Source organism: Microbacterium nymphoidis (genome assembly GCF_021044885.1).
Classification (GTDB): domain Bacteria; phylum Actinomycetota; class Actinomycetes; order Actinomycetales; family Microbacteriaceae; genus Microbacterium; species Microbacterium nymphoidis.
Genome location: NZ_JAJNOD010000001.1, coordinates 552705 through 578030, shown reverse-complemented (window position 1 = coordinate 578030; position 25326 = coordinate 552705). Strand labels below are relative to the sequence as shown.

Below are 25326 nucleotides of genomic sequence, written 5' to 3'. Positions count from 1 at the left end.
CACAGGAGTTCTTCCCCCGATGACCGCATCGATCTCGCGCGGGCACAATCCGCTGCGCGACCCCGATGACCGGCGCCTCAACCGAATCGCGGGGCCCAGCGCCCTCGTGATCTTCGGCGTGACCGGCGACCTGTCCCGCAAGAAGCTCATGCCCGCCGTCTACGACCTCGCCAACCGCGGTCTGCTGCCACCCGGCTTCGCGCTGGTCGGCTTCGCACGCCGCGAGTGGGAAGACCAGGACTTCGCCCAGGTGGTGCGTGACGCGGTGAAGGCCGGCGCCCGCACCGAGTTCCGCGAGGACACCTGGAACCAGCTGTCACAGGGCATCCGCTTCGTCCAGGGAACGTTCGACGACCCGGACGCGTTCGCACGTCTGAAAGCCACCGTGGACGCTCTGGATGTCGAACGCGGCACGATGGGAAACCACGCGTTCTACCTCTCCATCCCGCCCAAGGACTTCCCCGTCGTCACCACCCAGTTGCGTGAGTCGGGCCTCGTCGACGGCACGCAGGACCCCGACCACTGGCGTCGCGTGGTGATCGAGAAGCCCTTCGGCGACGATCTCGCATCGGCACGCGCTCTGAACGAGGCGCTGGAGTCCGCCTTCCCGGCCGACTCGATCTTCCGCATCGATCACTACCTCGGCAAAGAGACGGTGCAGAACATCCTCGCGCTGCGCTTCGCCAACGAGCTGTACGAGCCGATCTGGAACCGCAACTACGTCGACCACGTGCAGATCACGATGGCCGAGGACATCGGCGTCGGCGGCCGCGCCGGCTACTACGACGGAATCGGCGCCGCCCGCGACGTCATCCAGAACCATCTGCTGCAGCTGCTGGCCCTCACCGCGATGGAGGAGCCGATCAGCCTGGAGGCCGAGCACCTGCGAGCCGAGAAGGAAAAGGTGCTCGCAGCCGTCGTCCTCCCCGAGGACCTCGGCGCGGCGACCGCGCGCGGTCAGTACGCCGGCGGCTGGCAGGGCGGTGAAGAGGTGCACGGCTTCCTCGACGAGGACGGCATGGACCCGCAGTCGACCACAGAGACCTTCGCCGCCATCAAGCTCGAGATCAACACCCGCCGCTGGGCCGGCGTCCCGTTCTACCTGCGCACCGGCAAGCGACTGGGCCGTCGTGTCACGGAGATCGCCGTCGTCTTCAAGCGCACCCCCGAGCACCTGTTCTCCCGCGCGCAGAGCGCGGAGCTGGGCCAGAACGCGCTCGTGTTCCGTATCCAGCCCGACGAGGGCGTCACCATCCGCTTCGGCTCGAAGGTGCCGGGTGCCGGCACCAACGTGCGTGATGTGACCATGGACTTCGGATACGGCCATGCCTTCACCGAGGCCAGCCCCGAGGCGTACGAGCGTCTCATCCTGGACGTGCTTCTCGGTGACCCGCCGCTGTTCCCGCGGCACGAGGAGGTCGAGCTCTCCTGGAAGATCCTCGACCCGATCGAGGAGTTCTGGGCTGCCGAAGGCGGTCCGCTCGAACAGTACGGCCCCGGCTCGTGGGGTCCCGCATCGGCCGACGCGCTGTTGGCCCGCGACGGACGTGTCTGGAGGCGCCCGTGATCGTCGATCTGCCCGAAACCACCGTGTCTGCGGTGGCCAAGACCCTCGTGAAGGTGCGTGAGGAGGGCGGCGCTGTCGCTCTCGGCCGCGTCCTCACCCTCATCATCGCGACCCGCGCCGAAGTGATGGAGGAGGCCATCGAGGCCGCCAACGACGCTTCGCGTGAGCACCCCATGCGGGTGATCGTCGTCACCACAGACCCCGAGGCGGCATCGCGACTGGACGCTCAGATCCGCGTCGGCGGCGACGCCGGAGCGAGCGAGGTCATCGTGCTGTCCGCGTCGGGTGCCGCAGCATCCAATGAGGAGAGCCTGGTCACCGGCCTGCTCCTGCCGGATGCACCGGTGGTCGTGTGGTGGCCGGACAACCCGCCGGCGGCCCCGGCTGAGTCCCCGCTGGGCCGGATCGCACAGCGGCGCATCACGGACGCGTCCACGCTCCCGCAGGACGTGGATCGCGTCTCGCTGCTGGGACCGTCCTACTCCCCCGGTGACACCGACCTGGCGTGGACTCGGCTCACACACTGGCGCGAACAGCTGGCAGCGGTGCTGGACCAGCCGCCGTACGAGTCCATCACGGCGGTGGAGGTGCAGGGAGCCGACGACTCCCCGTCGACCGGGCTCCTGGCCGCGTGGCTGAAGCTCAAGCTCGACTGCGATGTGGTCTGGCACTATCAGCCCCGCGACAGCTGGGGCGAGGGCATCAAGTCCGTCCGCCTCACGCGCGCCTCCGGCGATATCGTGCTCGAGCGCCCGGAGCCGGGAGTCGCGGTGCTCACGCAACCCGGCCAGCCCGACCACGAGCTGCTGCTTCCCCGCCGCACGGTGCGCGAGTGCCTCGCCGAGGAGCTGCGTCGCCTGGACGCGGACGTCTTGTATGGTCGAGTGATCAGCGACGGTTGGGCCCAGCTGGGTCCCGCCGCCACCGCGCAGAGGTAGGCATATGTCCGAGAAGAGAGTCGTCGTCGCCCCCGATGCGGCGACGCTCGCGACCAGCGTCGCGAGCCGGTTCCTGGGCAAGATCGTGCTCGGTCTCGCCGAAGACCGCGAAGTCCACGTTTCGCTCACCGGCGGCACCATGGGAATCGCCGTCCTGGCCGCGGCGGCACAGCAGCCCGCCGTGGCCATGATCGACTGGGATCGGGTGCACCTCTGGTGGAGCGATGAGCGGTTTGTCGCGCGCACCGATGGAGATCGCAACGCCGTGCAGGCTCGCGCGGCACTCATCGACGCCCTGCCGATCCCGGCTGCCAACGTCCACGAGATGCCGGCGGCGGACGACGGACGGGATCTGGACGCTGCGGCCGACTGGTACGCGCAGGAGCTCGCCCGGTTCGGCACCGACGAGCGCCCGTGGCCGACGTTCGACGTGACTCTCCTCGGCGTCGGGCCGGACGGCCACATCGCCTCCCTCTTCCCCGACCGCGATGAGGTTCGCGTGACGGATCGCACCGTCCTCGCGGTTCGTGACTCGCCCAAGCCCCCGCCCGAGCGCATTACGCTGACGCGTCCGGTGATCAACTCGTCCACCCGTGTGTGGATGGTCATCTCGGGCGCGGAGAAGGCCGGAGCCCTCGGGCTCATTCTCGCGGGCGCGAGCTATGCAAGCGTTCCCGCCGCCGGCGCGAAGGGCACTCACCGCACCATCATCATCACGGATGAGTCGGCCGCCGGCGAGGTTCCTCCTGAGCTCATCGACCCGGAGTTCTGAGCCACGGGCTGAGAACTCTGAAGGCCCCGCCGGCGTTTCACCGTCGGCGGGGCTTTCGTCCGTGCTGCCACAGACGCCGAAGGGGCGGCCATGATCGGTGGCCGCCCCTTCGGGTGATGCTGTCTGTTACTGACCGCGACGTTCGCGCAGTGCCGCGAGGGCGTCGTCGAGAAGCGAGACCGCCTCCTCCTCGGTGCGGCGCTCCTTCACGTAGGCCAGGTGCGTCTTGTACGGCTCCGGCTTCGCGATCATCGGAGGGTTCTCCTTGTCGCGACCAGCCGGCAACCCCGAATGGGGGCTGTCGATGGTCTCCGGGATCTCCTCGTCGGGAACGCCCGCTGCGAAGTAGCGAACCGTCTCGTTGCCCAGCGCATCCCAGTACGAGACCGCGATGCGCTCGGCGTGGAATCCGTGATCCTGCTCGCCCATCGGGCCGGCGCCGACGCGGCTGCCGCGGATGGCGTTACCTCCGGTCGCCATCAGAGACCGAACTTCGTCAGCAGACCGAGCGCGACGATCACGCCGAACCAGACCAGCGCCAGAATGATCGTGAGGCGGTTCAGGTTGCGCTCCGCGTACCCGGACGATCCCATGGCCGACGTTGTTCCGCCGCCGAACATATCCGACAGACCGCCACCGCGACCCTTGTGCAGAAGGATCAGAAGGGTGAGCGCGAGACTGGTGATGCCGAGCACCACCTGCAGCACGAACTGGAGAATTTCCACTTTGGTTGCAGCCTTTCGAGCGCGGCAGGAATCACCGCATGAACGTTCAGTATACGGGGCCGAGCGGAGCGGGCGCGAAGCCCGCGCCGTCAGACGCCGACGTGCTTCTGGTAGCGGGCGATCGCGGCGAACTCGTCAACCACGAGGCTCGCGCCTCCCACCAGTGCGCCGTCGACATCCGGCTCGCGCATGAAGGAGGCGATGTTGGCCGCCTTCACCGAGCCGCCGTACAGCACACGCGTGCGTGCTGCCGCGTCCGGTCCCAGCTTGTCGGCGATGACGCCGCGCAGGGCAGCGCACACGTCCTGAGCCTGCTGCGGGGTGGCCGCCTGGCCTGAGCCGATGGCCCAGACGGGCTCATAGGCGACGACGATGTCGGACTTCCTGTCCAGACCCTCGAGCACCGCGGCCAGCTGTGCGACCGGCACGGCGGAAGCGCCGTGCTTCTCCAGGTCCTCCGCGGTCTCGCCCACGCAGATCACAGGCACGATGCCGTGCTTGAGGGCCGCACGGGTCTTGGCGGCGACGACCTCATCGGTCTCGTTGTGGTACTCGCGCCGCTCGGAGTGGCCGATGATCACGTAACCGCACTGCAGCTTCGCGAGGAACGCTCCCGAGACCTCGCCGGTGTACGCGCCCGAATCGTGCTTCGAGATGTCCTGTGCGCCGAGCGCAAACGGGATCTTGTCGGCGTCGATCAGCGTCTGCACACTGCGGATGTCGGTGAAAGGCGGGAACACCGCGACCTCGACCGAGCCCTCTTCGAACTTCGCATCCTTCAGCGTCCAGTGCAGCTTCTGCACGAACGCCACCGCCTGGAGGTGATCCAGGTTCATCTTCCAGTTGCCCGCGATCAGCGGGGTACGAGCGCTCACGCCCATCCGAGGACCTCCAGTCCGGGAAGCTTCTTGCCTTCGAGGAACTCCAGGCTGGCGCCGCCACCCGTGGAGATGTGACCGAACTGGTCATCGGAGAAACCGAGCTGGCGCACCGCAGCAGCGGAGTCGCCGCCGCCCACCACGCTGAGCCCGTCGACCGCGGTCAGGGCCTCGGCGACCGCGCGGGTACCGTTCGCGAACGCGGGGAACTCGAACACCCCCATCGGGCCGTTCCAGAAGACCGTGCGCGAGCCACGCACCGCCTCAGAGAATGCGGCTGCCGTGACCGGACCGATGTCGAGGCCGATCCCGGCAGCACCGAAGCTCGTCGACTCGATGGCGTCCGCTGCGGCAACCTCGTGTGCGGCGTCGGCGGCGAACTTGTCCGCGACCACCACGTCGGTGGGGAGGACGAGCTCGACGCCGAGCTCCTTCGCCTTCGCGATGTACCCGATCACGGTGTCCAGCTGGTCCTGCTCGAGGAGGCTGGCGCCGACCTCGTGGCCTTCGGCCTTGAGGAAGGTGAACAGCATGCCGCCGCCGATGAGAAGACGATCGACACGCGGAAGGAGGTGGTCGATGACGCCGAGCTTGTCGCTCACCTTCGAACCACCCAGCACCACTGTGTAAGGGCGCTCCGGGTTCTCCGTGAGCCGGTCGAGGACCTCCAGCTCCTTCTCGATCAGCAGGCCGGCTGCCGACGGAAGGGTGCGGGCGAGCTCGTAGACGCTCGCCTGCTTGCGGTGCACGACGCCGAAGCCGTCGGACACCATCACGTCCGCGAGAGACGCGAGGCGGCCTGCGAACTCCTCTCGCTCGCCGGCATCCTTGCTGGTCTCCCCCGGGTTGAACCGGAGGTTCTCGATCACCGCGACGTCACCGTCGGCAAGGCTCGCCACGGCGTCGGTGGCGGACTCGCCCACCGTGTCGCGTGCGAAGGCCACCGGCTTGCCGAGCAGCTCCGAGAGCCGCTGAGCCACGGGGGCGAGGCTGTAGCGCTCGTCCGGAGCGCCCTCCGGGCGCCCCAGGTGAGAGCACACGACAACGCGTGCACCCTGGTTGATGAGAGCGTTCAGCGTGGGCAGGGATGCGCGCACGCGACCATCGTCGGTGATCACACCGTCCTTCAGCGGGACGTTGAGATCGCAGCGGATGATGACGCGCTTGCCGGCGAGATCGCCGAGCGAGGAGAGGGTTCGCAGGCCCATGGATTACATGCTCTCCGCGACGTACTCGGTCAGGTCGACGAGGCGGTTCGAGTAGCCCCACTCGTTGTCGTACCAGCTGGACAGCTTCACCTGGTTGCCGATCACGCGGATCAGGCCCGCGTCGAAGATCGACGAGTGCGGGTCGGTGACGATGTCGCTGGAGACGATCTCGTCCTCGGTGTACTTGAGGATGCCCTTGAGCGGACCCTCTTCGGCAGCCTTCTTGTACGCGGCCTTGATCTCCTCGACCGAGACCTCGCGCGATGCCTCGATGGTGAGGTCGGTGATCGAGCCGGTGGGGATCGGAACGCGCAGCGCGAAGCCGTCGAGCTTGCCCTTCAGCTCCGGCATGACCAGACCGATGGCCTTGGCGGCACCGGTGGAGGTCGGAACGATGTTCACGGCGGCGGCACGCGCACGACGCAGGTCGCTGTGCGGTCCGTCCTGGAGGTTCTGGTCGGCGGTGTACGCGTGAACGGTGGTCATCAGACCGCGCTCGATGCCGAACTCGTCGTTGAACACCTTGGCCAGCGGCGCCAGGCAGTTCGTGGTGCAGGACGCGTTGGAGATGATGACGTCGTTCTCGGGGTCGTAGGTGTTCTCGTTGACACCCATGACGATGGTGCGGTCCTCGCCCGACGCGGGGGCCGAGATCAGCACCTTCTTCGCGCCGGCAGCGATGTGCTTGCGTGCGTCTTCCGCCTTGGTGAAGCGGCCCGTCGACTCGATGACGATGTCGACGCCCAGCTCGCCCCAGGGGAGGTTCGCGGGGTCGCGCTCCTCGAACACGAGGATCTTGCGGTCACCGACGGTGATCGAGTTCTCGTCGTAGGTCACGTCCTGGTCCAGCCGGCCCGTGATCGAGTCGTACTTGAGGAGGTGAGCGAGGGTCTTGTTGTCGGTGAGGTCGTTCACCGCGACGATCTCGAGGTCAGCACCCTGCGCGAGAGCCGCGCGGAGGTAGTTGCGCCCGATACGGCCGAAGCCGTTGATACCGATCTTGACAGACACGTAGGTCTCCCTGAGAGATGAATGCGCTCGCGCGCGTTGATGGATTCAGATCGGGGACATCGGCGTCCCGGCGGGGTCGCCCCCGTCGGGACGCCGCGCCGCTTACGACAGTACCAGCAGGCCGTTCGTCTGCGTGCGCGCGACCTCGAAGCGCTGCTGGACGTTCTCCCAGTTGGCGATGTTCCAGAACGCCTTCACGTAGTCGGCGCGGACGTTCTTGTAGTCCAGGTAGTAAGCGTGCTCCCAGACGTCCAGCAGCAGCAGCGGCACGGAGCCCGCGGCGAACTGCGACTGCTGGTCGAAGAACTGCTGGATGATCAGGTTCTGGCCGATGGAGTCCCAGAACAGACCTGCCCATCCGGAGCCCTGCACGCCGAGAGCCGCGGCGGTGAAGTGCGCCTGGAATGCATCGAACGAGCCGAAGTGATCGGTGATGGCGGCCTCGAGGTCGCCCACCGGCTTGTCGCCACCGTTGGGCGAGAGGTTGGTCCAGAAGATGGAGTGGTTCGTGTGACCACCGAGGTTGAACGCGAGGTCCTTCTCGAGCTTGTTGATGTTCGCGAAGTCGCCCTTCTCGCGAGCGGCCGCCAGCTGCTCGAGCGCGGTGTTCGCGCCCGTCACGTACGCCTGGTGGTGCTTGGAGTGGTGCAGCTCCATGATCGCCCCGCTGATGCTGGGCTCCAGAGCCGAGTAGTCGTAGGTCAGCTCGGGCAGCGTGTACGTCGCCATTCTTCACTTCTTCCTGTCTGCGCCACGAGGGCGCTTATTCGCCCCGGGAGACCGGAAGGGCCGGGGCCGGACAAGTCTCATCCTAGTGAAATCCACCGGCGCGAGGGCCGCGGGCTTGCCAGATGACGCCCGGCGACGACGAACCCCGCCGATGCTGGGCACAGCGTCAGCGGGGTTCGTCAGGAGGGGTCTCAGTCGACCGCGCCCGTGGGCACAGCCGCTTCGGTGCCCGGCACCCCGTCTTGCTCCGCGCGCTTGTCGGCCATGGCGAGCAGGCGACGGATTCGTCCGGCGACGGCGTCCTTGGTCAGCGGTGGGTCGGCGCGGTGGCCCAGTTCGTCGAGGCTGGCGTCGCGGTGCGCGAGTCGCAGCTCGCCGGCCTGCTTCAGGTGATCGGGCACCTCATCGCCGAGGATCTCCAGCGCCCGCTCGATTCGTGCGCACGCCGCCACGGCGGCCTGCGCGGAGCGGCGGAGGTTCGCATCGTCGAAGTTCACGAGCCGGTTCACTCCGGCGCGCACCTCGCGGCGCTGACGCATCTCGTCCCACGCGGCAGCGGTGCGCTCAGCGCCCATGATCGCGAGGATCGCGCGGATCGCCTCGCCGTCGCGGACGACGACACGGGGAACGCCGCGGACCTCGCGAGCCTTCGTGGCGACCCCCAGCCGGCCGGCCGCGCCCACGAGGGCCATGGCGGCCTCCCCCGACGGGCAGCTGATCTCCACCGCCGCGGAGCGGCCCGGCTCGGTGAGCGTGCCGGCCGCGAGGAACGCGCCGCGCCAGATGGCGGCGAGATCGGCCCGCGAACCGGTCGTGAGACGGTTGGGCAACCCGCGCACCGGGCGGCGGCGCTGATCGAGCAGACCCGTCTGGCGAGCAAGCGTCTCACCGCCTTCGATGACGCGGACGGCGAAGTGATTGCCCGTACGGGCACTCGACGACTGGATATGGGCGACGTCCGGACGAACGCCGTAGAGCTCGACCAGGTCGCGGGTCACGCGACGGGCGAGCACTTCGGCATCGACTTCGGCTTCAACGGCTACTCGACCGGCGATCGAGTGCAGTCCGCCTGCGAAGCGCAGAATGGCAGTCAGTTCGGCTGCCCGGACGGTCGGCCGCGGATCGCGAATGGCGACGAGTTCGCCCTTGACGTCGGCGGTCAATGACACGATGTGATCCTCACATTCGACCGTTTCCGGTCAAGAAATCATGATTCAGGGTTGCGCGGTGGCGCAGAGGATCAAGCTTACTCGCGACCCCGGTCCCGATGCTTGAGGCGCACGGCCAGACCGGGGTGGGATGACAGCCGCCGGGCGAGTTCGATCGCCGTCGCCACCGAACGATGCTTGCCGCCGGTGCACCCGATCGCGATGGTCGAATGGGACTTGTTCTCCCGCTGATAGCCCTCCAGGGCGATCGAGACCGCCTTCTCGTACGCTTCGATGAACTCCTGAGCGCCGGGCTGGCCGAGGACATACTCGGAAACCGCGGCGTCCTCGCCTGTGAGGGGGCGGAGTTCATCGATCCAGAACGGATTCGGCAGGAAACGCATGTCGGCGACGAAGTCGGTGTCCGTGGGCACGCCGTACTTGAACCCGAAGCTCATCACCGTGAGGGTGTGCTTCGCGCTCCCCTCCTCGCTGAACAGATCCGACACCTGGGTGGCGAGCTGATGCACGTTGAAGGCCGAGGTGTCGATGACGATGTCCGACGCTTCCCGGATGGGCTGCAGACGCTCCCGCTCCAGCCGGATGCCGTCCAGGAGGGTGCCGTCGCCCTGCAGGGGATGGGGCCGACGAACCGACTCGAATCGTCGCACCAGAACCTCGTCCGATGCATCCAGGAAGACGAGGCGCACATCGCTGCGGTTGCGAAGCTCGCGCATGACTTCCGGGAGCTGGCGGAACAGATCCCGGCCCCGCACATCGGTGATCGCCGCCACACGCGGAAGCCCCGAGTTGCCGATCAGTGAGAGGTCGAGCAGCGGCTTGAGCATCTGGGGAGGAAGATTGTCCACGACATACCAGTCGAGGTCCTCCAGCGCGTTGCCCACGGTCGAGCGGCCGGCACCCGACATCCCGGTGACGATCAGGACCTCGCTCTGGCCGCCCGATTCCTCTTCGGGGTCCGCGGCACCGGTCACGCCAGTGCTCACGTGTTCGGCCTGGGGATCAGCCACGGGTTCTCCTTCGCTCACGACCATGCTACCGATCCGCGGCCGGCTCCTCAGCGGTCGTGGCAGGCGGCGCATCGAGGGTGAGATGCGAGTGGATGGTGCGAGCCAGCACGGGACCGATGCCGTTCACCTCGGCGATCTCGTCCGGCGTGGCCGAGCGCAACCGTGACACCGAGCCGAAGTGCTTGAGCAGGAGCTTGATCCGCGCCTCTCCCAGTCCGGGGATCTCGCTCAGTACCGTTGCGATGCCGCGCTTACGCTTGCGGCGCTGGTGGGTGATGGCGAACCGGTGCGCCTCGTCACGTAGCCGCTGAACGAGATACAGCGCCTCACTGGTACGCGGGAGGATCACGGGAAAGTCGTCATCGGGCAGCCAGATCTCCTCCAGCCGCTTCGCAATGCCGCACAGCGCGATGTCCGTGCGCCCGGAATCGCGGAGGGCGCGCGCGGCAGCGGCCACCTGGGGCTGACCGCCGTCCACGATCAGCAGCTGGGGCGGATAGGAGAACCGACGGCGTTTGCGCGGGGCCTCCTCTCCGTCCTCGCCCGCGGGTTCGGGCTCGACCGGCTCATCCAGCCGAGCGAGACGACGCATGAGCGTCTGGTACATCGAGTCCGTGTCGTCGGTGGTCTCGGTGATCGAGAACGTCCGGTACTGGTCTTTGCGGGGCAGCCCGTCCTCGAACACCACCATCGACGCCACCACGTTGGTGCCGGAGAGGTGAGAGATGTCGAAGCACTCGATCCGCAACGGCGCCTCGGCCATACCGAGCGCCTCCTGCAGGTCCGTGAGTGCTTGGGTGCGCGCGACGTAGTCGCTCGTGCGTCGCGTCTTGTGGAGGATGAGCGCCTGCTGCGCGTTCGTCGTCGCCGTACGCAGTAGGTCGGCCATGCGGCCGCGCTGGGCGACCTTCACGGACACGCGCTTGCCGCGCCGCTCCTCGAGCCACTGCTCCAGCTGCTCGGCATCCTCGGGGAGCTCGGGCACCAGGACTTTGCGGGGGATGTCGGCGGCGGCGACGTCTCCGTAGACGCGTTGCAGAAGCTGATCGACCAGCTCTGCCCCGGAGATGTCGATCTCCTTCTCGATGGTCGTGGCACGCACACCGCGTACACGGCCACCCCGCACGATGAAATGCTGCACTGCGGCCGACAGCTCGTCCTCCGCGATGCCGAACAGATCCGCGTCCTCGTTCTCGGCCAGCACCAGGGCGCTACGGCTCAGAACCGCGTCCACGGACGCGATGCGGTCGCGAAACACGGCGGCCGATTCGTAGTCCATCGCGAGGGCGGCCGCTGCCATCTTCTCGGTCAGATCCCGACGCACCCGCTGGTCGCCGCCGTTCATGAACGCGATGAACTCGTCCACGACCGCCCGGTGCTCCTCGATGGTCACCTTCATCGAGCAGGGTCCGCCGCACTTGCCGATCTGCCCCGGGAAGCAGGGCCGCCCCGTCTGCATGGCCTTGCGGTAGCTCGCGTCGCTGCAGGTGCGGATCGGGAAGATCCGGATCATCTGGTCGATCGTGTCGTGCACGGCCCACACCTTCGGGTAGGGGCCGAAATAGCGAGCACCGGGAATGCGGTGGTTGCGCGTGACGATCACCCGTGGCGCCTCGTCCGCCAGGGTGATCGCCAAGAACGGGTACGACTTGTCGTCCTTGTAGCGGACGTTGAAGGGCGGATCGAACTCCTTGATCCACATGTACTCCAGCTGGAGCGCCTCGACGTCGGAGTCGACCACCGTCCATTCCACGCTGGATGCGGTGGTGACCATGCGGCGAGTGCGCTCGTGCAGGGTGCGCAGCGGCGCGAAATAGTTCGACAGCCGCTGGCGCAAGCTCTTGGCCTTGCCCACGTAAAGGACCCGCCCAGAAGCATCCCGGAAGCGGTAGACCCCGGGATTGGTCGGGATCTCCCCCGCCTTCGGGCGGTACGGCAGTTCGTCGGCCATCAGCGCCCCGCGCGCTCGCCGTCGCGCTTGAGGACCTCGGCAAGGAACGCGCCGGTGTGGCTGCCCTCCGCCTTCGCGACCTGCTCAGGCGTTCCGGTGGCGATGATCTCGCCACCGCCCGAGCCGCCCTCGGGGCCGAGATCGATGATCCAGTCCGCCGACTTGATGACGTCGAGGTTGTGCTCGATGACGATGACGGTGTTCCCCTTGTCCACGAGGCCGTTGAGCACCTCCAGGAGCTTGCGGACGTCTTCGAAGTGCAGACCCGTCGTCGGCTCGTCCAGGACGTAGATGCTGCGTCCGTTGCTGCGACGCTGGAGCTCGGTGGCCAGCTTCACGCGCTGCGCTTCACCACCCGAGAGCGTCGTGGCGGACTGTCCGAGGCGCACGTACCCGAGCCCCACATCGACCAGCGTCTGCAGGTAGCGGTGGATCGCCTGGATGGGCTCGAAGAACTCGGCGGCTTCGGCAATGGGCATCTCCAGCACCTCGGCGATGTTCTTGCCCTTGTAGTGCACGGCCAGGGTGTCGCGGTTGTAGCGCTTGCCGCCGCACACCTCACACGCGACGTACACGTCGGGGAGGAAGTTCATCTCGATCTTGATCGTGCCGTCGCCGGAGCATGCCTCGCAGCGGCCGCCCTTGACGTTGAAGGAGAACCGGCCCGGCTGGTAGCCGCGCACCTTCGCCTCGGTGGTCTCCGCGAACAGCGTGCGGATGCGGTCGAACACACCCGTGTACGTCGCCGGGTTGGAGCGCGGAGTGCGACCGATCGGCGCCTGATCGACGTGCACCACCTTGTCGAGGTTGTCGAGTCCCGTCACGCGCGTGTGCTTGCCCGGCACCGTGCGGGCTCCATTCAGCCGCGAGGCCAGTACCCGATAGAGGATGTCGTTCACGAGCGACGACTTGCCCGACCCACTCACGCCGGTGACCGCGGTGAGGACGCCGAGCGGGAACGTGGCCGTGACGTTCTTCAGGTTGTTCTCACGCGCGCCGACCACGCTGATCTGTCGCTTCCTGTCGAGCTTGCGCCGCTTCTTCGGCGTCTCGATGCTGCGCCGGCCAGACAGGTAGTCGCCGGTCATCGACTCCTTCTCGGCGAGGAGTTCGGCGTAGGGGCCGGAGTGCACCACAGCCCCGCCGTTCACGCCGGCACCCGGACCGATGTCGACGATCCAGTCCGACGCCTCAATGGTCTCCTCGTCGTGCTCCACCACGATGAGAGTGTTGCCGAGATCACGCAGCTTGGCGAGCGTCTCGATGAGGCGGCGGTTATCGCGCTGATGCAGTCCGATGGAGGGCTCATCGAGCACGTAGAGCACCCCGGTGAGACCGGAGCCGATCTGCGTGGCCAGACGGATGCGCTGTGCTTCACCACCGGACAGGGAGCCGGCCGAGCGCGCCAGATTGAGGTAGTTCAGGCCCACCTGGATCAGGAACTCCAGACGCAGACGGATCTCCCGCAGCACCTGTGCGGCGATCTTCGCCTCACGCTCGGTGAGCTGCACGGTCTGAAAGTACTCGTAGGCGTCGGCGAGGCTCAGCCAGGTGATGTCGGCGATGGAACGGCCCGCCACCAGCACCGAGAGCACCTCGGGCTTGAGACGCGCACCATTGCAGACCGGGCAGGGCACCTCTCGGAGGTACTCCTGCCACCGCTGGCGGGCGCTGTCGGAATCGGCCGTGGCGAACTGCCGCTCGATATAGGGCACGACACCCTCGAAGCCGGACGAGTACTTCATCTCACGGCCGTAGCGGTTCTTCCAGCGCACCGTGACCTTGTAGTTGTCGCCACGCAGCACCGCTTCCTGGACGCTCTCATCGAGGTCCTTCCACGGCGTGTCCAGCGAGAAGCCCAGGTCGGATGACAACCCCTCGAGCAGGCGCTCGTAGTACTGGTAGAGACCCTTGCCCTGCGTCGTCCACGGGATGATGACGCCCTCGCGGATCGACAGGTCCTCGTCGCCGAGCATGAGGTCGGTGTCCACGGACATGCGGGTGCCCAGGCCCGAGCATGCGGGGCAGGCGCCGAAAGGTGCGTTGAAGGAGAACGTGCGCGGCTCGATCTCCGTGAGCTGAACCGCATGACCGTTCGGGCACGCCAGCTTCTCGGAGAAGGAGGTCCAGGCGGCGTCGCCTTCCTCGTCGACGAAATTGATCGCCACGATGCCGTCGGTGAGTCCAAGCGCCGTCTCCACGGAGTCGGTCACCCGGCCGAGAATGTCGGGGCCCGCCACCAGGCGGTCCACCACGACGGCGATGTCGTGCTTGTAGGACTTCTTCAGCGTGGGCGGCTCGGCGAGCTGGATCATCTCGCCGTCGACGATCGCACGAGAGAAGCCCTTCGCTCCGAGCTCGCGGAACAGGTCAACGAACTCGCCCTTCTTCTGGCTCACGACCGGCGCCACCACCTGGAATCGGGTTCGCTCGGGAAGTTCCATCAGACGGTCGGCGATCTGCTGAACGGTCTGTCGTTCGATGACCGCGCCACACTCGGGACAGTGCGGTACGCCGACACGCGCCCACAGCAGGCGCATGTAGTCATAGATCTCCGTGATGGTGCCCACGGTCGAGCGCGGGTTCCGGTTCGTGGACTTCTGATCGATGGAGACGGCGGGGCTCAGCCCCTCGATGAAGTCGACGTCGGGGCGGTCCACCTGACCCAGGAACTGGCGCGCGTACGCGCTCAGTGATTCGACGTAGCGGCGCTGACCCTCGGCGAAGATCGTGTCGAACGCGAGGCTCGACTTACCGGAGCCCGAAAGCCCGGTGAAAACGACCAGCGAGTCGCGGGGAATATCAAGATCGACGTTGCGGAGATTGTGGACACGAGCACCGCGAACGGTGAGTTTTCCCGGAGCGGAGACAGGAACGATAGGCACCGAACAAGTCTAGGCGGGGCCTCGGACATTGGATCCGGACGGCCGGAGCAGCCGGTGCAGCAGGGCGGCGAGCGCCGCACACCCGGCCACCGCGACCACCGCCGCAAGTGGTACGGCGCCTGTCGTACGGACAACCGGAACGATGCCGATGAGCAGGGCCACCGGCTGCGCCAGCACCTGAATCAGCAGCACGCGCCGAGTGGTGGGCATCAGCGCGCGCAGCGTGATCCATGCACGCCCGGGCACGGCGAGTAGCAGGGAGCCGAACGCGTGCGAGATCGAGATCAGCAGGATGATCACCGCCGTGCGCGCCGGGTCTGCCGGCGCGAGCAGACTGCCTGCGATGAGAGCGCCCAGCGCGATCCAGGTCCCGAGAGAGCGTGGGAGCACGGCTCCCGCAGCCGCCGTCACGACGGCCAGCCAGCCGAGAACAGGACCAGCGGGCATCCACCAGGCAGCGGCCCAGAGCACGAGCATCAACCCCAGGCGCAGGACCACGACCGGCAGCGCCGGGCCCGCCTGAAGCCGATGCAGCCGCGGTCTCATATCGTCACCCGGTCGCGTCGCGCTGCCGCGAGGTCGGCGGCGAAGCCCTCCCCCGACCAGGTGAGCACGGTGATCCCAGCGCGCGTGAAGTCCGCGAACGTGTTCGCTCGTTCCAGGAACAACGTGCGCGCCGCGAGCTGCTGGGACGCCGAGAGGCGGGACAGATCAGGCTCGGGGAGGATGTCCACCGCGATGACGCGATGACCCCCGGCCCGCCATTGTGCGGCAAGAGCCGCAGCCGAACCATCGAAGAACGTCGACAGCACGTACACCGTGGCGCCGGGTGGAGTGAGGGGCGAACGGCGGTACCGCTCGCCGATGGGACGCTGTCGCGCCGCGCTGATCGCGGTGAGCACCCGCGCACGCTGGCGCGCGCCAGAGCCGGTGCGGACGATCCGGCCGGCGGTCGCGAGCTCCTGGTACTGGACACGGTCGCCGCGGTCGAGTGCGGACTCCGTGAGCGCGCGGGCTGCCTCGCGACCGAGATCGAGTGAGGTGGGTCCGCTCTGCTCCTCGTCGCCGCTCCCCCACGTCGCAACCACCTGCCCGAGGTCGTCGGCGATGTCGAGCACGACGAGGATCGTCGCCTCACTCATCGCCTGGGTACGCCGCACGTACAGCTCACCCGGGCGACGTCCGAGACGCGCTGTCGCCCGCCAGTCCACACGACGCACCTCATCACCGGGGGCAAAGGGATGGATATCGCGGAAGTCGCCACCCGCTCCGGGACGGCGCCCGGCGTGGGCGCCATGCAGCCCACCGAGGCGCGAGCCGAGCGCCAGCTCTCCGATGGGGCGCAGGCGCGGCGGCGCGTTCCACTCCAGCGCCGGTGCCGCCACGGCGTCGGATATCAGGGCCCCGTCAGCGCCGAGCGCCCGCGCGCGCACATCGAGCAGTCGCGCCGGACCCGAGTGCAACAGGGTGCTCGATGCGCGGAGCACCTGCGCGGGCGTCACGATCACCTCACGCCGGTGACGGCGCCCCTGCAGCACCCACAGATCCACGAGCTCGACGTCGGCGTGCACGCGCACGCGCGAGTGGGGCTCGTCAGCGGGCTTCTCCGCGTCCTGTGACGCCTCGATCTGCATGGTGCTCGGTCTCTCCCGCTGGCGCAGCGCCAGCACGAGCCATACGGCGAAAGGCAGGCCGAACATGACCGTGTCGGGCCGGGCCAGCACGGCGCCAGCCGTCACCAGCACGACCGCTCCGGCTGCCGCGATCCCGAGTGCGGCTCCGTGGTGCCACCCCGGCTGCGAGCGGTCCTGCTTCATCGGGCGGCGCCCACGGTGGGCGGGACCGGGACCTGACCGATCACCGACTGCACGATCCGCTCCGGGGACACGCCCTGCGCCCACGCCTGCGGGGAGAGCGTCAGACGATGCGCCAGGACCGGAACCGCGACACGCTTCACATCGTCCGGACGCACGTACTCCCGGCCCGCCAGGGCGGCCAGTGCACGTGCCAGCAGCAGGAGAGCCTGCGAACCGCGCGGGGAGGCCCCCACCGCCACATGCTGCGCCGACCGGGTGGCGCGCGCGATGTCGACGCAATAGCGCGCGACGTCCTCGTCGATGTGGATGGCCTCGACCACCTGCTGCAGCGACAGCAGCTCCTGCGCCGTCGTCACAGCTGCGACGGAGGTGTCCTCCCGAGCGCGCCGTACGCGGCGCAGGAGAATCTCCGTCTCCCCCTCCGGGCTGGGATAACCGGCGCCGAGGCGCACCATGAAGCGGTCGAGCTGTGCCTCCGGAAGCGCGTATGTGCCCTCGAACTCGATGGGATTGGACGTCGCGAAAACATGGAACGGCTCCGTCAGCGGGTACCGCGTACCTTCCACGGTGACCTGTCGTTCCGCCATCGCCTCCAACATCGCCGACTGCGTCTTCGGTGTGGTGCGATTGATCTCGTCCGCGAGCAGCAGCCCGGTGAAGATCGGGCCGGGGCGGAAGCGGAACTCGCCCGAGTCGGGGGCATAGACGAACGATCCGGTCACGTCTCCAGGCAGCATGTCGGGCGTGCATTGCAGCCGCCGGAAGTCCAGGCCCAGCGCTGCGGCCAGGGATCGCGCGGCGACGGTTTTGCCCAGTCCCGGCACGTCTTCGAAGAGGACATGCCCTCCGGCGAGGACCGCGCCGAGCGCGAGCTCCAGACTCTCCTCCATCCCGACGACGACCTGGCGCACCTGGTCCAGGATCCGGGCCCCGGCATCCGCCACGTCGGCCACGGCGCGTGGCGCGGTCTCTGATGTCATATGTTCTCCTGTATCTCGGGAGCGAGCTTCTCAGCCGCGCTGACGGCAGCCTCGAGCGCAGCCACGCTCGGGTGCGGGGAAAGAAGGCCCGCGCGCACGCCCGCCCCCAGCAGCGCGTCGATGGGTGCGGCATCGTGTGGATCGTCGAGTTCGAGTCCGTGAACGCGCAACCGACGACGCAGGACGTCGGTGACCCGGAGTACCGCACTGCGGCCCGGGGCTCCCGACGCAGGGCTGATCGTCCACGCCAGCCGGGCCACATCGGAAACACCGACACGATCGTCCTCGGGAGGCTGCGGCGGCCAGGCGGGGAGGTCGCCGGGCTGGAACATGCGCAGGGCCCCGACCACGACGCTCACCGCGGCGCCCCACGCGAGTGCGAACATCAGCTCGACGCCGAAGAACGCGCAACCCGCGAACACCGCCCCTCCCACGAGAAGAGCGCCGGCGAAGGCCCCGGCAGACGGACGGATCACGACCAGACCGCCGCGATGCGCCCGAGCGCGGCCCGGGCGACGCGCAGGTCTGCATCGCCGATGCTCCGCTCCCCGAAGCGCACGTCCTCGTACAGGTGCAACAGCGTGTCCACGTCGGCAGCGGCGGCAGCATCACGCGCGAGGATCCGCGTCACGAACTCTCCCGCCGTCTCGGTCGGACTGCGCAGCAGCCCCGCATCGGCCGCCGATTCCTCCAGGCCGACCCACGCCGCGACGATCGCGTCCGAGGGGTGACGATCGGCATCCATTCGCACCAGGGCAGCGGCAATCCCGCGGCGGAGCGCCTGCACGTCGGCGGTGGGCTCGGGCATGCCACCACTGCTGGAGGCCACCGCGACGCCGGTGCGCGCGTAGACACGGCGCCCCCGAACCCACTGGACCAGCCGGCGGATGAGCCAGAATCCGATCACCGCGATCACGGCGGCGAGCAGGAGCGCCAGCACGAGCTGGATCGCTGCGGATACGCCGGGGTCGACCGGTGGTGCTGTCGGCAGTGCTCCCGGGGAGGTCGAGGGCGCCGGAGCGGCCGTGAGCGGGGGTGGCGACACGGCCGCGAAATCGGGGGGATCCACCCGTGGAACTCCTTGCAGAGTGCTGACGAGCGCGACGATCGCGATGAGGACCGTCACCAGCGCGACGGCTGCGGGAGCAGGCAACGCCCTCCGCGGGAGCTCGGTCGTCTCCGGGCGGCTGCGCATGCGCCCACCCTACGTCAGCGGCCCGCGCGGGGATGGAGGACACGAAGGGTGCGGCTCAGGGCCTGTCGTGACCGCCCGCGAAAGGACGCAGAGCTTCACGCAGCTCCCTGACCTGGTCCACGTCCATGTGGACGGCGTTCATGACGGCGGGCGGAACATCCAGTGCCCGCTCCCGCAATGCTCGCCCCTCCTCGGTGACGACGATCTCCAGGCGCCGTTCGTCCGCAGCGCTGCGCTGACGGAGCACGAGTCCCTGCGCCTCGAGGCGCTTGACCAACGGCGACACGGTGGCAGATTCGAGAGCAAGCGAATCGGCCAGCTCCCCCAGCGTGCGCGGAGACTGCTCCCACAGCGAGAGCATCACCAGGTACTGGGGGTGCGTGAGCCCCAGCGGCTCCAGGATCGGCCGGTAGATCGCGACCACGTTTCGCGCGGCGGTCACGAGCGCGAAGCAGAGCTGCGCATCGAGTTTCAGATACTCGTCCTTTTCAGCCATGGTTCGATCTTAGGTGGACAAATAGTTAGTACACTAAGAATATGAGCGACAAGCAGCGTCTGCGCGACCGTATCCGCGAGGCCGGGGGTCTTTACGCCTGGTTCAATTCCTCGCTGATCCGCTTCGCCGGGCCGGCAACGGTCGGACCCTACGAGAGTGAACCCCCGGCACCGCGTCAGAGCGCCCCGTGCCCGCTGTGCGGACACCCTATGTCCGAGCACACGTTCGACCGCTCCGGCCCGAAGCCCCTCATGCATTGCCCGTGACGGTGGCTCCCGCGCGTTCGGCACCCGCCGCGGTGAGGCGCGCGACAACGGACCAGGCGGCAGCGGACCTGGCGGCAGATGGCGAGAGCGAACAGCGCGGCAGATCGCGGAAGCGGACGGCGCGGCGGATCGCGTCAGCGGACGGCGCGGCAGATCGCGGCAGCAGACCGGCAAACCGGACGGCACACCGGCGGCAGATCGCGGCAGCAGACCGGCAAACCGGACGGCACACCGGCGGCAGATCGCGGCAGCAGACCGGCAAACCGGACGGCACATCGGCGGCAGATCGCAGCAGCGGATCACGCCGGGCCACCCCGGCGGGCCTGGCGCACGCCGCCAGATGCTCCCGGGGTCTGAGAACTCGCCGCGGCACTGACGAGCAACGCCAGCGCCGCGGCGAGTCACTCAGGCGTGACCCGCACGCTCAATCGCGCGCAGCTCCTTCTTCAGCTCCTGCACCTCATCGCGCAGTCGCGCCGCGAGCTCAAACTTGAGCTCGGACGCCGCTGTCAGCATCTGGTCGCTGAGATCCGCGATGGTCTGCTCCAGCTGCTCCGCCCCCTCGGCGCCGATACCCGCGCGCTTGGACTTGGTGCCGGACTTACCCTTCTTTGCACGCTCGAGCAGTTCCTTGGTGTCCGCCCCCTCCCGGGCGAGCACCTCGGTGATGTCCGCGATCCGCTTGCGAAGTGGCTGCGGATCGATGCCGTGCTCCAGGTTGTAGGCGCGCTGCTTCTCCCGGCGGCGGGTGGTCTCATCGATCGCCGTCTTCATGGAGTCGGTCATCACATCGGCGTACATGTGAACCTCGCCCGACACGTTTCGTGCGGCGCGTCCGATCGTCTGGATCAGGGAGGTGCCGCTGCGCAGGAACCCCTCTTTGTCTGCGTCGAGGATGGCCACCAGCGAGACCTCCGGCAGGTCGAGGCCCTCGCGAAGCAGGTTGATACCGACGAGCACGTCGTACACGCCCGCGCGCAGTTCGGTCAGCAGCTCGACACGACGCAGGGTGTCGACGTCCGAGTGCAGGTAACGCACCTTCACGCCGTGTTCGCCCAGGAAGTCGGTGAGCTCTTCCGCCATTTTCTTGGTGAGTGTCGTCACAAGGACGCGCTCGTCCTTCTCCACACGCAACCGGATCTGCTCCAGCAGGTCGTCGATCTGTCCCTTCGACGGCTTCACCACGATCTCCGGGTCGATGAGCCCGGTGGGGCGGATGATCTGCTCCACGATGCCATCGGCGATGCCCATCTCATAACGACCGGGCGTGGCTGACAGGTACACGGTCTGGCCGATCCTGTTCTTGAACTCGTCCCACCGCAGCGGGCGGTTGTCCATCGCCGACGGGAGCCGGAAGCCGTGCTCCACGAGCGTCCGCTTACGGGAAGCATCTCCCTCGTACATCGCACCGATCTGCGGAACGGTGACGTGCGACTCGTCGATCACGAGAAGGAAGTCATCGGGGAAGAAGTCCAGCAGCGTGTGCGGGGGCTCCCCGGCCCGCCTCCCGTCCATGTGACGGGAGTAGTTCTCGATACCCGAGCAGAAGCCGAGCTGCTGCAGCATCTCCAGATCGAAGGTGGTGCGCATCCGCAGGCGCTGCGCTTCCAGCAGCTTGCCCTGCCCTTCGAGTTCGGCGAGGCGCTCTGCCAGCTCCTCCTCGATGGAGCCAATCGCCCGCTGCACGACGTCCGTGGCCGCAACGTAGTGCGACGCCGGGAAGATGGGCACCGAGTCCAGCTTGTCGATGACGTCACCGGTGAGCGGATGGAGCCGGTACAGCGCCTCGATCTCGTCCCCGAACATCTCGATGCGGATCGCGAACTCCTCGTAGACGGGGATGATCTCGATCGTGTCACCGCGCACCCGGAAGTTGCCGCGCGAGAAGTCAACGTCGTTGCGGTTGTACTGCATAGCGATGAACTGGCGGATGAGGGCGTCACGGTCGTACCGCTCCCCCACCTGCAACGCAACCATCGCCCGCAGGTACTCCTCCGGCGCGCCGAGGCCGTAGATGCAGGACACCGTCGAGACGACCACCACGTCACGACGGCTCAGCAGCGAGTTGGTGGTGGAGTGGCGGAGCCGCTCCACTTCGGCGTTGACGGAGGAGTCCTTCTCGATGAAGGTGTCCGTCTGCGGCACGTACGCCTCGGGCTGGTAGTAGTCGTAGTACGAGACGAAGTACTCCACCGCGTTGTGCGGCATGAGATCACGGAACTCGTTGGCGAGCTGTGCGGCCAGGGTCTTGTTGTGGGCGAGCACCAGCGTCGGGCGCTGGACTTGCTCGATGAGCCATGCGGTGGTCGCCGACTTTCCGGTACCCGTGGCGCCAAGCAGCACAACATCCGTCTCACCCGCGTTGATGCGTGCCGCAAGCTCAGCGATGGCCTGGGGCTGATCGCCAGAGGGCATGTACTCGCTGACGACCTCGAACGGACGAACGGCACGGGTTGGTTGCATGAATCCAGCCTAGAGCGGGCCTCCGACATTGAGCTCGTCGTCCGCTCTCGGCGCACGGCGACACTCAGACCGGCGCGAGGAAGCCCATCGTCGTCGGCCGCCAGCCATCGAACACGGCGGACGTCTGCGCGCTGCTCAGCCCGACCGTCCCTTGCACCACCTCGCTCAGGAAGTCGCGGAAGTCGTTCGTGCCCGGCAGATCACCGGTCTCGAGCATCGCACTGTCGAGCCCGCGCCATTCGCCGTACACGCCACCGCGGACACCGCCGCCCATGGCGATCGCGAGGCCGCCATGGCCGTGGTCCACACCCCCGCTCGCGTTCTGATTCACCCGGCGCCCGAACTCGCTCATCAGGATGACCGTGGTGGTGTCCGCCTTCTCTCCGAGGTCGGTGAAGAATGCGGCGAGTCCATCGCCGAGCGCAGTCAGCATGTCCTTCATGTCTCCGCTACCCTCATCGCCGACCCCGGTGTGCATGTCCCAGCCGCCGAGGTCCACGGTCGCGACGCGCACGCCCATGTCATCCCGGATCAGCGTCGAGAGCATTCGCAGCTGCTGACCGAATTCCCCTTCGGGATAGATGTCCGGGCGCGAGTCCTGCGAGGCGGCGATCGTGGCCGCCTGTGCGTCCACGTCGAGCGCGATGCGGGCATGCACCGCGATCGGATGATCCAGCCCCGTGTACAGCACCGAGAGGGCATCGCGGGTCGCACCGCCCCATTCACGTGGCGAACGGAAGGTCAGATCCGACGGGTGCTCGGCCACGAGTGACCGGCTTACGCCGGCGAGCGAGCGCGTGAGGTTCGAGGTCATCGACATGGAGCGGAAGGTGGTCCCCTCTCCGCTGGCTTCCAGCACCCGATCAAGCCACCCGCGCGACGATGCGCCGCCGGAGCCACCGCGCTCCAGGCAGTCCTGCGCCTGGAAGTGGCTGCGCGTCAGCTGTGGCGTCGCGATGTCGGGGACCGCGGCCACGAGCCCCCGGTCGATCATGGGCTTCAGGGCGCCCAGGGCGGGGTGAAGTCCGAACCTCTCGTCCATCCGCATCAGATTGCCCGGGCGGACGGCGATATCGGGGCGCCAGACCTGCAGCTGCGGGTCGTCAGCCGGGACCAGCACGGACAGCCCGTCCATGCCGCCCCGCAGGAACACGACAACCAGGGTGCGTCGTGTACCCACCTCATCGGCGCCGTCCGCAGCCTGGGCATAGGACACACGGGTGGTCACCAGCTGCGCCCCCAGGGCCGCGACGCCGAAACCAAGACCGCCGGCGAGCACCTGCCGACGGGTGAAGCCCCGCCGCCACTGCTCGGGCCGCTCGTCGGCATCGGCGCGAACGGCCTCGCCCATCAGGCGGATCATCGCCTCGTCGTCGTTCGGACCAAGGTCTCGCCAGTCCGGGCAGTCCGGGTGCGGCATGAAGTCGTTGCTCATCGGGGTCCTATCGCAGGAGGTAGCGGGGTGAGTCGAAGAGCAGAGCAGCCACGCTCGCCTTCTGATTGGCATGGCGCGGCTCCACCACCGCGTCTGCGGACAGACCCAGGAAGGCGGTGACAGCCGCGAGGTCGCGGTCATCGATCGGAGCGCCGAGCGTGATGCGGCTCACCTGGTCCGCCCAGCTGCCTGCCGTCTGCCCGAGGCCCGGGGTGATGCCGGCGAGAAATTCCTCGGAGGGCGAGAAGGTGAGGCGGTCGCCGTTGATGAGTTCACGGTGATGATCCCAGCGCCCCGCGACCTGCCCGGCGCCGAGCCAGGCTTCGGCCACGTCCGGGTACCCGTTCGGTGGCCCCCAGCGCAGCGGCGCGTCGCCCAGGTTGTCGACGGTCCAGAACATGTGGCGCACTTCGTCGATGTTGGTGCGGTCGATGGTCATCCCGATGCACCGGATCACGCCGCACAGGTCGTCCGTCGGACGGCGCAGTTTCGTTCCCTGGGCATCCCAGAACTCATCACTGCCGAACAAGGCCACCATCACGGCCCTGATGTCCGTAGCCGTCGCCAAGTACACGTCCGCCAGCGCCGCGATCAGGTCCGCGGACGGCCGGTCGGAGACGAAGCGGACGGCGAGCTTGCGTGCCACGGTCTCCGCGGTACGCGGGTGGTGCGCCAAATGGGCGATGTACCGGTCACCGAGGTCGAGCCCGGCCGTGGGGTCCGCATTGTCATCGGTGAATCCCAGCACGCTCACCGGACCCAGAGCGTGATGCTGCGGTTCCCAGCTGAACGCCTGATCGGCGATCCGGCGACCGGACATGATCATCGACGAGCTGCGCACTTCCGCTTCCGTATACGCGCCATAGCCCACGGTGTGCAGTTCCAGCAGTTCGCGACCGTAGTTCTCGTTCACGTCGGCAGCGGTCGAACGCCGGTTGTCCAGTACCACCATCATCGCTGGGTGCCGGGCGGCGGCATGCAGCATGTCCGCGTATCTGCCCAGTGCGTGCGCGCGAATCACCGTCCGGTGGTAGTCGGCCACACTCCAGGTCATGCTGTTGCCGTAGGCCGGCGGCACATTGAGGGTGTTGGCGAAGACGTCGACGATCTGCTCGAAGATCTGACGGGATCCGAACATGCGTCGCGCCAGCGTGGACTGCTCGGTCTCGCTGGCCGCGGTGGGGTCGCCATCGTCCGCGAGCGTCTCGCGCGCCTGGTCAATGGTGAAGTAGGACGCGGGATACCACGCACGCAAGGTCGGCTCGATCACGTCCTCCACGGAAGGATCGAGCTGCTGAGCGATCCATGATTGCAGCCCTGCGCTCTCGATCTCGCCCAGCGCCCCCGCCCCCACCGCGAGTCCGGCCCGGCGCAGCAGGTGGCGGCGGGCCTCGGCGGTGTCCGCGACGGGAATGGTGAGCTGATCCGCAGGTCGTCGCGGAGGTGCGGGCTTGGCGGGGTCGGTCGGCTCGACAGGATCAGACGGACGCGTGGGCTCAGTGCTCGGTTCACCCGGGTCCTCCGGCGAGGCGGGATCGTCGGGATCTTCGGGATCGTCCGGAAGCAGGGGGGCGGGATTGCGCGGCAGCGGCGGATCGACCGGCTGCGGTGCTGCCGGCTCGGGCTCCGCACGCGTGAGTGAATCATCGCGATCCTTCGGGGCCTCCGGGCCGACACTGTCTTCCGGGCGCCGAATCGGCTGCGGGGTGCTCGTCGGATCCGGTACCCGAGACGGCTGGGGCACCGGCGATGACGGCACCGGGACGGGCGCACCGGCGGCACCGCCGCCTGGCGGCGTGCTCGGCCGCGGGGCCGTAACCGGGGCGGATCC

23 protein-coding genes are annotated in these 25326 nt (G+C 68.0%); 4 read left to right on the top strand and 19 right to left on the bottom strand.

Annotated elements, in window-relative coordinates; translation table 11 throughout:
- Positions 1-19 precede the first annotated feature (19 nt).
- Genes zwf through pgl form a run of 3 tightly spaced genes read left to right on the top strand, consistent with a single transcriptional unit; the run spans position 20 to position 3277 of the window.
- The gene (zwf, locus tag LQ566_RS02780) at positions 20-1567 is read left to right on the top strand and encodes a glucose-6-phosphate dehydrogenase (RefSeq protein WP_231090031.1); all 1548 of its coding nucleotides are present in this window, start codon (positions 20-22) and stop codon (positions 1565-1567) included.
- Positions 1564-2505 carry a glucose-6-phosphate dehydrogenase assembly protein OpcA gene (locus tag LQ566_RS02775; RefSeq protein ID WP_231090030.1) on the top strand — a complete coding sequence of 314 codons (942 nt, stop codon included), beginning with the start codon at positions 1564-1566 and terminating at the stop codon, positions 2503-2505. Before zwf ends, LQ566_RS02775 begins: the two co-directional genes overlap by 4 nt.
- Positions 2506-2509: 4 nt before the next feature.
- On the top strand, positions 2510-3277 hold the full coding sequence (gene pgl, locus LQ566_RS02770) for a 6-phosphogluconolactonase (protein WP_231090029.1): 768 nt from the start codon (positions 2510-2512) through the stop codon (positions 3275-3277).
- A 126-nt stretch (positions 3278-3403) separates the two neighbouring features.
- On the opposite strand, the gene LQ566_RS02765 is transcribed toward pgl, so the two are convergent.
- The 16 genes from LQ566_RS02765 to LQ566_RS02690 form a co-directional block, all read right to left on the bottom strand.
- A complete protein-coding gene (locus tag LQ566_RS02765) occupies positions 3404-3757 on the bottom strand; it encodes an RNA polymerase-binding protein RbpA (protein WP_231090028.1) in 354 nt (117 codons plus the stop codon).
- The gene (gene secG, locus LQ566_RS02760; RefSeq protein ID WP_231090027.1) at positions 3757-4002 is read right to left on the bottom strand and encodes a preprotein translocase subunit SecG; all 246 of its coding nucleotides are present in this window, start codon (positions 4000-4002) and stop codon (positions 3757-3759) included. Before secG ends, LQ566_RS02765 begins: the two co-directional genes overlap by 1 nt.
- 89 nt (positions 4003-4091) lie before the next feature.
- Complete coding sequence (gene tpiA, locus LQ566_RS02755; protein ID WP_231090026.1) at positions 4092-4883, bottom strand: triose-phosphate isomerase; 792 nt, start codon at positions 4881-4883, stop codon at positions 4092-4094.
- Positions 4874-6088 (bottom strand): phosphoglycerate kinase, encoded by a 1215-nt coding sequence (locus LQ566_RS02750; protein ID WP_231090025.1) that lies wholly within the window; start codon positions 6086-6088, stop codon positions 4874-4876. Before LQ566_RS02750 ends, tpiA begins: the two co-directional genes overlap by 10 nt.
- Positions 6089-6091: 3 nt before the next feature.
- Positions 6092-7099 carry a type I glyceraldehyde-3-phosphate dehydrogenase gene (gene gap / locus LQ566_RS02745; protein WP_231090024.1) on the bottom strand — a complete coding sequence of 336 codons (1008 nt, stop codon included), beginning with the start codon at positions 7097-7099 and terminating at the stop codon, positions 6092-6094.
- Between the two features lie 102 nt (positions 7100-7201).
- On the bottom strand, positions 7202-7828 hold the full coding sequence (locus tag LQ566_RS02740) for a superoxide dismutase (RefSeq protein ID WP_231090023.1): 627 nt from the start codon (positions 7826-7828) through the stop codon (positions 7202-7204).
- A 191-nt stretch (positions 7829-8019) separates the two neighbouring features.
- Positions 8020-8997: a DNA-binding protein WhiA gene (whiA, locus tag LQ566_RS02735; RefSeq protein ID WP_231090022.1), complete on the bottom strand. Its 978-nt coding sequence runs from the start codon at positions 8995-8997 to the stop codon at positions 8020-8022.
- 77 nt (positions 8998-9074) lie between these two features.
- On the bottom strand, positions 9075-10007 hold the full coding sequence (gene rapZ, locus LQ566_RS02730) for an RNase adapter RapZ (protein ID WP_443677114.1): 933 nt from the start codon (positions 10005-10007) through the stop codon (positions 9075-9077).
- 25 nt (positions 10008-10032) lie between these two features.
- Positions 10033-11958 carry an excinuclease ABC subunit UvrC gene (gene uvrC / locus LQ566_RS02725; protein ID WP_231090021.1) on the bottom strand — a complete coding sequence of 642 codons (1926 nt, stop codon included), beginning with the start codon at positions 11956-11958 and terminating at the stop codon, positions 10033-10035.
- Positions 11958-14843 (bottom strand): excinuclease ABC subunit UvrA, encoded by a 2886-nt coding sequence (gene uvrA, locus LQ566_RS02720; protein WP_231090020.1) that lies wholly within the window; start codon positions 14841-14843, stop codon positions 11958-11960. Before uvrA ends, uvrC begins: the two co-directional genes overlap by 1 nt.
- 9 nt (positions 14844-14852) lie before the next feature.
- Entirely contained in the window at positions 14853-15389 is a 537-nt protein-coding gene (locus LQ566_RS02715) for a hypothetical protein (protein ID WP_231090019.1), read from the bottom strand.
- Positions 15386-16660, bottom strand: a complete 1275-nt coding sequence (locus tag LQ566_RS02710) for a DUF58 domain-containing protein (RefSeq protein WP_231090018.1) — start codon at positions 16658-16660, stop codon at positions 15386-15388. The genes LQ566_RS02715 and LQ566_RS02710 overlap by 4 nt, the downstream gene beginning before the upstream one ends.
- Positions 16657-17640, bottom strand: a complete 984-nt coding sequence (locus LQ566_RS02705) for an AAA family ATPase (protein ID WP_231090017.1) — start codon at positions 17638-17640, stop codon at positions 16657-16659. The genes LQ566_RS02710 and LQ566_RS02705 overlap by 4 nt, the downstream gene beginning before the upstream one ends.
- Positions 17637-18116, bottom strand: coding sequence for a hypothetical protein (locus LQ566_RS02700; RefSeq protein WP_231090016.1), 480 nt, complete (start codon positions 18114-18116; stop codon positions 17637-17639). Before LQ566_RS02700 ends, LQ566_RS02705 begins: the two co-directional genes overlap by 4 nt.
- Positions 18113-18835, bottom strand: coding sequence for a DUF4129 domain-containing protein (locus tag LQ566_RS02695; protein WP_231090015.1), 723 nt, complete (start codon positions 18833-18835; stop codon positions 18113-18115). The genes LQ566_RS02700 and LQ566_RS02695 overlap by 4 nt, the downstream gene beginning before the upstream one ends.
- Positions 18836-18890: 55 nt before the next feature.
- Positions 18891-19331, bottom strand: coding sequence for a MarR family winged helix-turn-helix transcriptional regulator (locus LQ566_RS02690; RefSeq protein WP_231090014.1), 441 nt, complete (start codon positions 19329-19331; stop codon positions 18891-18893).
- Positions 19332-19372: 41 nt separating this feature from the next.
- Here LQ566_RS02690 and LQ566_RS02685 point away from each other — a divergent pair, with 41 nt between their 5' ends.
- The gene (locus LQ566_RS02685) at positions 19373-19597 is read left to right on the top strand and encodes a hypothetical protein (protein WP_231090013.1); all 225 of its coding nucleotides are present in this window, start codon (positions 19373-19375) and stop codon (positions 19595-19597) included.
- Between the two features lie 405 nt (positions 19598-20002).
- On the opposite strand, the gene uvrB is transcribed toward LQ566_RS02685, so the two are convergent.
- The 3 genes from uvrB to LQ566_RS02670 all read right to left on the bottom strand — a co-directional run bounded on the left by uvrB (position 20003) and on the right by LQ566_RS02670 (position 25239).
- Positions 20003-22060, bottom strand: a complete 2058-nt coding sequence (gene uvrB, locus LQ566_RS02680) for an excinuclease ABC subunit UvrB (RefSeq protein ID WP_231090012.1) — start codon at positions 22058-22060, stop codon at positions 20003-20005.
- A gap of 64 nt (positions 22061-22124) precedes the next feature.
- On the bottom strand, positions 22125-23495 hold the full coding sequence (locus LQ566_RS02675; RefSeq protein WP_231090011.1) for a DUF1501 domain-containing protein: 1371 nt from the start codon (positions 23493-23495) through the stop codon (positions 22125-22127).
- Between the two features lie 7 nt (positions 23496-23502).
- Positions 23503-25239, bottom strand: a complete 1737-nt coding sequence (locus LQ566_RS02670; RefSeq protein WP_231090010.1) for a DUF1800 domain-containing protein — start codon at positions 25237-25239, stop codon at positions 23503-23505.
- Between the last annotated feature and the right edge of the window lie 87 nt (positions 25240-25326).

Excerpts from the sequence above, each read along its gene's own strand:
- zwf (WP_231090031.1), top strand. The coding sequence starts at position 20 with ATGACCGCATCGATCTCGCGCGGGCACAATCCGCTGCGCGACCCCGAT.
- pgl (WP_231090029.1), top strand. The coding sequence starts at position 2,510 with ATGTCCGAGAAGAGAGTCGTCGTCGCCCCCGATGCGGCGACGCTCGCG.
- LQ566_RS02765 (WP_231090028.1), bottom strand. The coding sequence starts at position 3,757 with ATGGCGACCGGAGGTAACGCCATCCGCGGCAGCCGCGTCGGCGCCGGC.
- tpiA (WP_231090026.1), bottom strand. The coding sequence starts at position 4,883 with ATGGGCGTGAGCGCTCGTACCCCGCTGATCGCGGGCAACTGGAAGATG.
- LQ566_RS02750 (WP_231090025.1), bottom strand. The coding sequence starts at position 6,088 with ATGGGCCTGCGAACCCTCTCCTCGCTCGGCGATCTCGCCGGCAAGCGC.
- LQ566_RS02740 (WP_231090023.1), bottom strand. The coding sequence starts at position 7,828 with ATGGCGACGTACACGCTGCCCGAGCTGACCTACGACTACTCGGCTCTG.
- uvrC (WP_231090021.1), bottom strand. The coding sequence starts at position 11,958 with ATGGCCGACGAACTGCCGTACCGCCCGAAGGCGGGGGAGATCCCGACC.
- LQ566_RS02715 (WP_231090019.1), bottom strand. The coding sequence starts at position 15,389 with ATGAGACCGCGGCTGCATCGGCTTCAGGCGGGCCCGGCGCTGCCGGTC.
- LQ566_RS02710 (WP_231090018.1), bottom strand. The coding sequence starts at position 16,660 with ATGAAGCAGGACCGCTCGCAGCCGGGGTGGCACCACGGAGCCGCACTC.
- LQ566_RS02705 (WP_231090017.1), bottom strand. The coding sequence starts at position 17,640 with ATGACATCAGAGACCGCGCCACGCGCCGTGGCCGACGTGGCGGATGCC.
- LQ566_RS02695 (WP_231090015.1), bottom strand. The coding sequence starts at position 18,835 with ATGCGCAGCCGCCCGGAGACGACCGAGCTCCCGCGGAGGGCGTTGCCT.
- LQ566_RS02690 (WP_231090014.1), bottom strand. The coding sequence starts at position 19,331 with ATGGCTGAAAAGGACGAGTATCTGAAACTCGATGCGCAGCTCTGCTTC.
- LQ566_RS02685 (WP_231090013.1), top strand. The coding sequence starts at position 19,373 with ATGAGCGACAAGCAGCGTCTGCGCGACCGTATCCGCGAGGCCGGGGGT.
- uvrB (WP_231090012.1), bottom strand. The coding sequence starts at position 22,060 with ATGCAACCAACCCGTGCCGTTCGTCCGTTCGAGGTCGTCAGCGAGTAC.
- LQ566_RS02675 (WP_231090011.1), bottom strand. The coding sequence starts at position 23,495 with ATGAGCAACGACTTCATGCCGCACCCGGACTGCCCGGACTGGCGAGAC.